The 7,433-nt window shown below is 59.8% G+C and carries 9 protein-coding genes and 1 tRNA gene; all 10 read left to right on the forward strand.

Annotation, left to right across the window (positions count from 1 at the left end; all coding sequences use genetic code 11):
- The first annotated feature begins 80 nt into the window (after nt 1-80).
- The 10 genes from ACYCUK_RS22115 (at nt 81) to ACYCUK_RS22160 (ending at nt 6,704) form a co-directional block, all read left to right on the forward strand.
- A tRNA-Arg gene (locus ACYCUK_RS22115) sits at nt 81-157 on the forward strand.
- 436 nt (nt 158-593) lie between these two features.
- Nucleotides 594-1,667, forward strand: coding sequence for a tyrosine-type recombinase/integrase (locus tag ACYCUK_RS22120; protein ID WP_461596773.1), 1,074 nt, complete (start codon nt 594-596; stop codon nt 1,665-1,667).
- Between the two features lie 26 nt (nt 1,668-1,693).
- Nucleotides 1,694-2,404, forward strand: a complete 711-nt coding sequence (locus tag ACYCUK_RS22125; protein WP_461596774.1) for a hypothetical protein — start codon at nt 1,694-1,696, stop codon at nt 2,402-2,404.
- 142 nt (nt 2,405-2,546) lie between these two features.
- The gene (locus tag ACYCUK_RS22130; RefSeq protein ID WP_461596775.1) at nt 2,547-2,774 is read left to right on the forward strand and encodes a hypothetical protein; all 228 of its coding nucleotides are present in this window, start codon (nt 2,547-2,549) and stop codon (nt 2,772-2,774) included.
- Between the two features lie 424 nt (nt 2,775-3,198).
- Complete coding sequence (locus ACYCUK_RS22135) at nt 3,199-4,101, forward strand: hypothetical protein (RefSeq protein WP_461596776.1); 903 nt, start codon at nt 3,199-3,201, stop codon at nt 4,099-4,101.
- Entirely contained in the window at nt 4,091-5,410 is a 1,320-nt protein-coding gene (locus ACYCUK_RS22140; protein WP_461596777.1) for an AAA family ATPase, read from the forward strand. The genes ACYCUK_RS22135 and ACYCUK_RS22140 overlap by 11 nt, the downstream gene beginning before the upstream one ends.
- Entirely contained in the window at nt 5,397-5,819 is a 423-nt protein-coding gene (locus tag ACYCUK_RS22145; RefSeq protein WP_461596778.1) for a TubC N-terminal docking domain-related protein, read from the forward strand. Before ACYCUK_RS22140 ends, ACYCUK_RS22145 begins: the two co-directional genes overlap by 14 nt.
- Nucleotides 5,816-6,073, forward strand: coding sequence for a hypothetical protein (locus ACYCUK_RS22150; RefSeq protein WP_461596779.1), 258 nt, complete (start codon nt 5,816-5,818; stop codon nt 6,071-6,073). The genes ACYCUK_RS22145 and ACYCUK_RS22150 overlap by 4 nt, the downstream gene beginning before the upstream one ends.
- On the forward strand, nt 6,070-6,372 hold the full coding sequence (locus ACYCUK_RS22155) for a hypothetical protein (protein ID WP_461596780.1): 303 nt from the start codon (nt 6,070-6,072) through the stop codon (nt 6,370-6,372). The genes ACYCUK_RS22150 and ACYCUK_RS22155 overlap by 4 nt, the downstream gene beginning before the upstream one ends.
- A 119-nt stretch (nt 6,373-6,491) precedes the next feature.
- Nucleotides 6,492-6,704, forward strand: a complete 213-nt coding sequence (locus ACYCUK_RS22160; protein WP_461596781.1) for an HGGxSTG domain-containing protein — start codon at nt 6,492-6,494, stop codon at nt 6,702-6,704.
- Nucleotides 6,705-7,433 lie beyond the last annotated feature (729 nt).

Below are 7,433 nucleotides of genomic sequence, written 5' to 3' on the forward strand. Positions count from 1 at the left end.
CAGCCTTTAGACGCACCATACCGACCCATACCGGGCGACTTCCCCTCCCCGCTTCCTTTCCTCTAAAATCATCTCCGCACGCGCCCGTAGCTCAACCGGATAGAGCAACGGCCTTCTAAGCCGTAGGTTGCAGGTTCGATTCCTGCCGGGCGCACCATAGGAAACAGTGTGTTATGCAACATACCAAACCGTTAAAACCCCGCCATGGGGCACTCTTGGGACACTAAGCCGCAAGCCGTGGGCGCTCACCGGAACCCAAACCGCACCCTTAAACCTTCCCTCTGGTGTCACTGCGACAACCGCCTGACCTGTGGATAAGTGCCCCATTTTGTCCCGCACTGCCCCATGAGTGCCCCATGCTCTGTTTCATGGCGGACTGATAATATATAAATCATCGCATTGTGTTGCCTATGCTCCGGCTTGTGAAGCCATTGTTGCGCTTTTTTGCCGTGTTGCTATAATAAAAAGCAGGCCGAGGGGTGTAATCAGCACCCGCCCGACCCTACCACCGCAAAGCCTGAACAGGAGGCCGCAATGGATACCCTCAGTTTACCGCATACAGCGCCAACCCTCACCACTTGGAGGGCGTAATCATGGCCGCCATAGAGAAGCGCACCGGCAGCGATGGCGCAACATCCTACCGGGTGAAGGTCAGACTACGGGGCCAGCCTGTCCAGTCCGCCACGTTCGCCAGTCTCAGCAAAGCCAAGCAATGGGCCACCCAGACCGAAAGCGCCATAAGGGAAGGTCGGCACTTCAAAACGTCTGAGGCCAAACGCCACACACTGGCGGAAGCTATCGAGCGTTACGAACGGGAAAAGCTGCAAGGTATGCGGGCCAAGGACGCCAGAAAACAACACCTTGATTACTGGAAGGCCGAACTAGGCACCCTGTCGCTTGCAGACGTAACACCCGCCGTTATCAAAGAGCGCATGACGCGCCTTGCTGATGAGCCAAGCGAGCGCACCGGGCGCAATCGGTCAGCATCCACCCTGAACCACTACCGGCAGGCCTTGGCGTCCGTTATGACTGAGGCCGTAAAAGATTGGGAATGGCTGGAAGCATCGCCCATGGTCAAGGTCGGCAAGAAAGCAGAGCCACGGGGCCGCGTGCGCTACCTGTCAGACGATGAGCGCACCCGACTACTGGAAGCCTGCAAAGAATCCGCCAATGATGATTTATATCTTGCCGTGCTGCTGGCGCTGACCACGGGCGGCAGGCAGGCTGAGACGATGGCCGCGTCATGGTCACAGATAGACTTGAGCAGGGCCACCTTACAGCTTGAGGAGACGAAGAACGGCAGCCGCCGCGCTCTGCACTTGGTCGGTCCCGTACTGGATATGCTCAGGGAACGGGCCAGAGTGCGCCGGATAGACACCGACCTGCTGTTCCCTTCCCGCGTGAATCCTAAGCAGCCCGTGGACCTACGCCAGCCTTGGGAAAAGGCGTTACAGGCGGCAGGCATCGAGGCTTTCCACTGGCACGACCTGCGCCATACGTTCGCATCCATGGCGGCAATGAACGGGGCCAGCCTGCCCGAATTGGCCGCGTTACTCGGTCATAAAACGCTGGCGATGGTCCAGAGGTACGCGCACTTGTCGCCGGGTCACACTGCTGCACTGGCGGAACGGGTGGCCTCTAAGATGATGGGCGGGGGTGCGGCATGAGTGCGGAAACTCTGAGCGCCGCTGACATGGTGGCCCAAGCCCGGCAAGGCATAGCCCCTTTCTTTCCGCGTGGGGCTGTTCCCACTGCTGAGGAAACCGCCAAGGCAAAGAAGGATGCACAAGAAGTGCTGGACTGGCTGCGGGCCAACCTTGCCAAACATCGAGCCGGTGCGGACGTTGCAAAGGAACTTGAGGACTTTCTGTTCAACATTGGTTCTATTCGTATGCTCTGGGCGCTAATGCCTGATGAGGAGGCAGCGGGTCGCTATCTGGTGGACCGTGAAGCACTGACCAGTCAGACGCCCCTTGCCGTGCGCTGCGCCTTTGCCAAGGCAGAGAGCCGGGAGCATGAGGAACGCGCCGCCATGTTCGAGACTGTCCACAATCTGAGGATGACCGCCGACCGTCTGCAATCGGACCGACTGAGCAAGGCCGCTGATGTTTTCGAGCAGATGATGGGGTTTTTCAGGGTGGAACCGGACGGGCCAGCCAAGGCGGGGCATAAACAGGCCGGGAGCAAAGGCGGACAATTAAGCCGGGGAAAGTCCAATGCCGCCAAGAGAGAATTAAAGCGCACCTATATGGCGGGCAAACCTGCCAAATGGAAAACACCCGCAGAGGCCGCCCGTGCCCTCAAAAAAGAGGCTCTGGATACGGGCGCAATTAAAAGTGATGAACGCTGGCTGCAAACCCTTGGCGACTGGTTCAGGAAAGCTGACCGGGGCGACATGGGATAACGCGAACCCCTTCACGATAACGCGAGGGCCTTAACGATAACGTTAGGGCCTTTACGTTATTAACTGCCTGTTTTTGCAGTGATTAAATCATTGTACCGTCCTCACATCGCCGGAATAAACCGGCAACCTTGAGGATAACGCAATGACTACCACAACCGAAAACCCCGCATATCTGTCAGTCAAGCAATTTGCAGAAAAACAGCGCGCCTTTCCTATTGGGGGCATCCGTAGCGCGATATTTTACAAGGGCGACGAACTTGAACGCGCCGGAGCCATTGCACGCCTTGGCCGCCGTGTCCTAATCAATGAGCCGGTATTCTTGGCCTTTGTTCAGTCTGGCGGGCTTCGGTCGGTACGGGGTGCGGCATAATGGCCGCGCCAGAGAAGAAGCCGCGCCCTACGGTGGACAAGTGGGCATCCGAAAAGCTGGAGGCGGGCGAGCCTATCAGCCACCCGCGCCAGATACGGGAAACAGGTCACTGGCGCTTGGCCGCGTGGGTCCACAAGGAACGCAAGCGCGGGGCCAACATCAAGACGCTGAGAGGTCCGGGCGGCATCGCTGTTTATGTCATGCCGGGCGCTGGGCCTCAAGGGGAGATGTTCGAGGTAGGGGGTGGCGCTGTTGCGAGCAGCGCCGGGGATTCTGCGGACGGGGAAGCCACCGAAGAAAGCGACGGGGGCGACCATGCACAATCTTAACGCTATCTCGCTGATTTGCATATATGCCGCCTTCCCTGTGACGCACGCGCTGGCTGTCCTTGTCTGGGCACTGCGCCAGCATATCGGGGGCCACCATGGTAAATAATCCTCTGGTGGCCTTTCAGGAAGCCATGCAGGCCGCTGGTGTCTTTCTTGCGGCAGATGCCTACATTACCCCAGACGGCCAGCTACACCGCGCCCGTGCTGCTGATGACAAACCGGGCGCACTTTCAATCTGGTACAACCTGCACTTAGACGCGCCTGCCTCTGGTGCTGCTGGTAACTGGCGGACGGGTGCGCGTCTGACATGGTGCGGAAAGCGTTTGCAGTCCCTCACCGCGTCCGAACGGGCGCTACTGAGCCAGCGCATTGAGCAGGACCGCCGCCGCGCTCAGGAGGCCACAGAAGCCCGCCATAAGGACGCGGCAGCCCGTGCCCTTCATATCTGGAAACCATTACCGCCAGCCAGTCCACGGCATCCATACCTTGACCGCAAAGGCATAGCGCCCGGCATTGCCCGCCAGTCCGGGGGCGCTCTGGTCCTGCCCGTGGTGGACTTCTCAGGGGCATTGCATGGCCTGCAATTCATCGCTGAGGATGGCGGCAAAAAGTTCCTGTCTGGCATGGCGAAACAGGGCCATTTTATCCCGTCTGGTGGCACGCCATCGCCCGACCGTCCGTTATGGATTACCGAGGGACACGCCACCGCCTGCACTCTCAGCGCGTTACAGCCGGGCGTCGTGGTCATCGCCGCCTGTGATGCTGGAAACCTTCTCAGCGTAGCCACAGAAGCCCGTAAACGCTGGTCCGGCATTGACCTTGTGGTATGCCCTGACTTTGATGCCATAGGCTGCCAGAAAGGACAGGAAGCGGCAGAAAAGGCCCGTGCCCGTATCATGAAGCCCGACCGTCTGCCCTCTGACCTTCCCGCGTGGGTCAGCGATTGGAACGACTGGTCGGTATGGCGGAAATCTCAGGGGGTGTCCCATGCTGAATGACTCCGACGATTGGACCGCCGCTGTTCCGTTTTCGTTTGGTGACGACGAAGCAGAACCAGCGCCGCGCCTGTCTGTTGTGCCTGCTGCGGGTCCGTCTGTTGGTGCTGGTGACGCGCTACCGGAACCAGAGGCACCCAGACCGCCGCTATTCACCCGCATAGGCGAGCTTCTGGCGCATCCTCAACCCGTGGACTGGCTGGTTAAGGGCTGGCTTGAACGGGACACCACCGCCGCGTTGATAGCAGAGCCGGGGCGTGGCAAGAGCTTTGCAGCATTGGATATGGCCTGTTGCGTGGCACTCGGTCGAGACTGGCACGGGATACCGACCAAGCAAGCGCCCGTCCTGTTTCTGGCGGGTGAAGGACGTGCCGCAATGGTGCGCCGGGCCTGCGCGTGGAGCATCGTTTATGAATCCCTGAGCGCGGCCCCCCTGCACCTGAGCAGCGGAGCCGTGGCGCTGAATGAGCCGGACGCTCTGGGAATCATGCAGGCCGAGATTGACGCCATGCCGGAGCCGCCGGGGTTCCTGATAGTGGACACCTTGCAGCGTGGGCTATCTGGTGACGAAAACAGCGCCGAGGCCATGAATGGCTTTGTATCGGCACTGGACACCCTGCGCCAGCGGTATCATTGCACTTGCTTGGTAATTCACCACCCCAGCAAAGCGACGCCGGGAGAACCGCGTGGGCACTCAGCCCTCAAGGGCGCGATTGACACAATGGCGACGCTGGAAGCGCGGGAAGGTGGCGTTATCGTGCTGATAAACAGCAAGCAGCGCGGGGGCGACACTGCCCGCCCTCTGGCCTTTGGCTTTCGTACCGTGGAACTGCCCCCAGCATGGAGCGATGAGGACGGCAACCCGACCGAAAGCGCGATACTCGCACCTTGCGACTTGCCGAACGCACCCGCCAGACCGGAGAAGGGGCTAGGCGACAAGCAAAGGCTGGCGTTATCCATCCTCAAGCGCCTTGTGGCGGAGCATGAGCGCAACCTGCTACAGGCCGGACGGGATGCCAAAGCCGCCAAGGTGGAATTGTCCACATGGCGGGCAGCGGCCAAAGAGGAGGCCGGAGTGGATACGCGGAACTTCTCAAAGCTGGTGCGGCGCATCGAGGACCGGGGGCTAATCGCCATAGACGGGGCTTTTGTCTCTCTGATTCTGGCGTCATCCGCGTCATCCGCGTCATTTGATGCAGGTGACGCGGGTTCCCGTTTTGCGTCATCCGCGTCACATGCCTTTAGGCGTGACGCAGGTGACGCGATACCTGACGCTGAAGCAGACGCAGGGGAAAATTATGAAGAGTTCTAACCCTTCCCTATTGGTGGAAGAACTCAAGGCGGCAGGCTTCACCCTCAGCGCCGAGGGTTCCCGCTTGCGGGTGATGCCTGCTGGCTCGCTCACCGATGAACTACGCCAGAGCATCCGGGAGCACCGCGCCGGGATAGTCGCTCTATTGGCGCCAGAATCAGCGCCAGACGTTCGGAGCACTACTGACATCACCCCAGCCGAGAAAATGCAGCACAGGCCAGATATGACCCCTTCCCGCGTGTCCTGCGGTACATGCCTGCACTTCCTTCCCGATACCATCCACCCAGCCCAAGGGGTAGGCCGCTGCGGAGTCACCGGAGCGGGTCCGCCGTCTGGTGGCGATGGATACCGCGCTTGTTTTCCATCGGCACCGAGGACGTGCCCCAGCTACGAAAGGAACGAGACATGACAGACGAAACGCAGAAACTACGCAAGACCATAGGCCAGCTATTCGAGAGCCTGCCCGGACTGGAAAGCATTGAACTTACCCATGGCGGCAAACGATACCGCGCCCGCCTCTCTATGCCGTGGGTATGTATGGACGTTAAGGCTGCGCGGGGCTGGGATAATTGGACGGAGTGGCCTCTGCCTGAGTTCTACCGACGCCGTGCGATGGGTCCGAATTGGCAGGAGAAGTTGACCGAAGAACGGAGGGCATCATGAGCGATAAAATAGGCCAAAATACGCGGGGCCGGGCCGGACTCGGCAGACCTGCGGGCAGTCCCAACAAAATCAATGCGGGCGTTAAGAGTATGATTTTAGGCGCTCTTGATGACTTGGGCGGGCAAGCATGGCTTATGGAGCAGGCCAAAGCAGACCCACGGGCGTTTATGTCTCTGCTGGGCCGGATATTGCCGTCTGAAATCTCACTGGATGCCACAGTAACGGCACATGAGCCCATTACCGAGATACGGCGCACCATCATTGACCCTCGTGCCACCATTGAGGAGGTGAAGCCATGACGCGCTTTAGCCACTTTGCCGCTGACCTTGGCACCACCGCCGAGGATTTGCAGGAACAGCTTGCACAGGAGGCCAAGCGGAAAGGATTTACACCGCCGCGCCCACTGGCAGCCGTGCCGATGAATTACCGGGACGACTTCAAGCCATACCGCGCTCATGACCGCGTCGTATGCTGCGGGGCACGTTGTCGAGATGGGCACCCATGCCGTGCGCCAGGCATAGGGCACGGGAACAGATGCCGCCGCCATGGTGGAGCAAGTACAGGTCCAAAGACTGAGGAGGGCCGCCAGCGTGCCATTGATGCCCTTGCCCGTTATTGGGGGCGCAAGTGAAGCGCCGGGAGGAAGTGCCAACCGTAACCCCTCAGTATATGGCGGCATGGGCGCGATTGTTTGCACGCTCACCTGCTGAGTTGGAAGCAGAGAAGCAAGCACGGCAACCGACGCCAGCACCACAGCCGCCCGGAAGCCGTAAGAAGTCTTGAGCAAGTGCCCTGCCCTCACTGGCGGGGTTTTTTGTGTCTGCGCTATCCATGCACCACCCGCACCGATTGCGTGCGCTACACGGCAGATATGGCCCCTTCCTGAGCGTCTGTATCTTTGCCGCCTATCAACTCGCCCGCGCCTGTCATGGACTACTGGCCTAAAAGCGGAAAACGGGCAGATTATCGGAACTAACCTCATGAAAGCCGTTGTCAATCCCCTGCCTCATGCGTGCGCGTGCGCGTCGTCATGGGGTGCTGGCAGCGGGGCGGATAAGCAAACGGCGGGGCTGGTGCTGGCAGCGTGGCTTGCCCCGTGGGGCACTCTTGGGACACTCAGGGGCAAAAAACGGGAGTTATCCACAATCAACGGGAAACAGCGCCAGCGCGTAACCACCTGTTTTTATAGTCGCATTTATTGCCCGTTTATTGCCAGTGATGGGGCAACCCTGCCCTTCTAAGCCGTAGGCTGCAGGTTCGATTCCTGCCGGGCGCACCAATCAATACAAATTGTCGAGCGATTCTGCCCCCTTGTGTGTGCAATCCCTTATGCCAGTCGCTCCCCCCAGAACATGGATCG

It is taken from the genome of Thiomonas sp. (assembly GCF_054608695.1).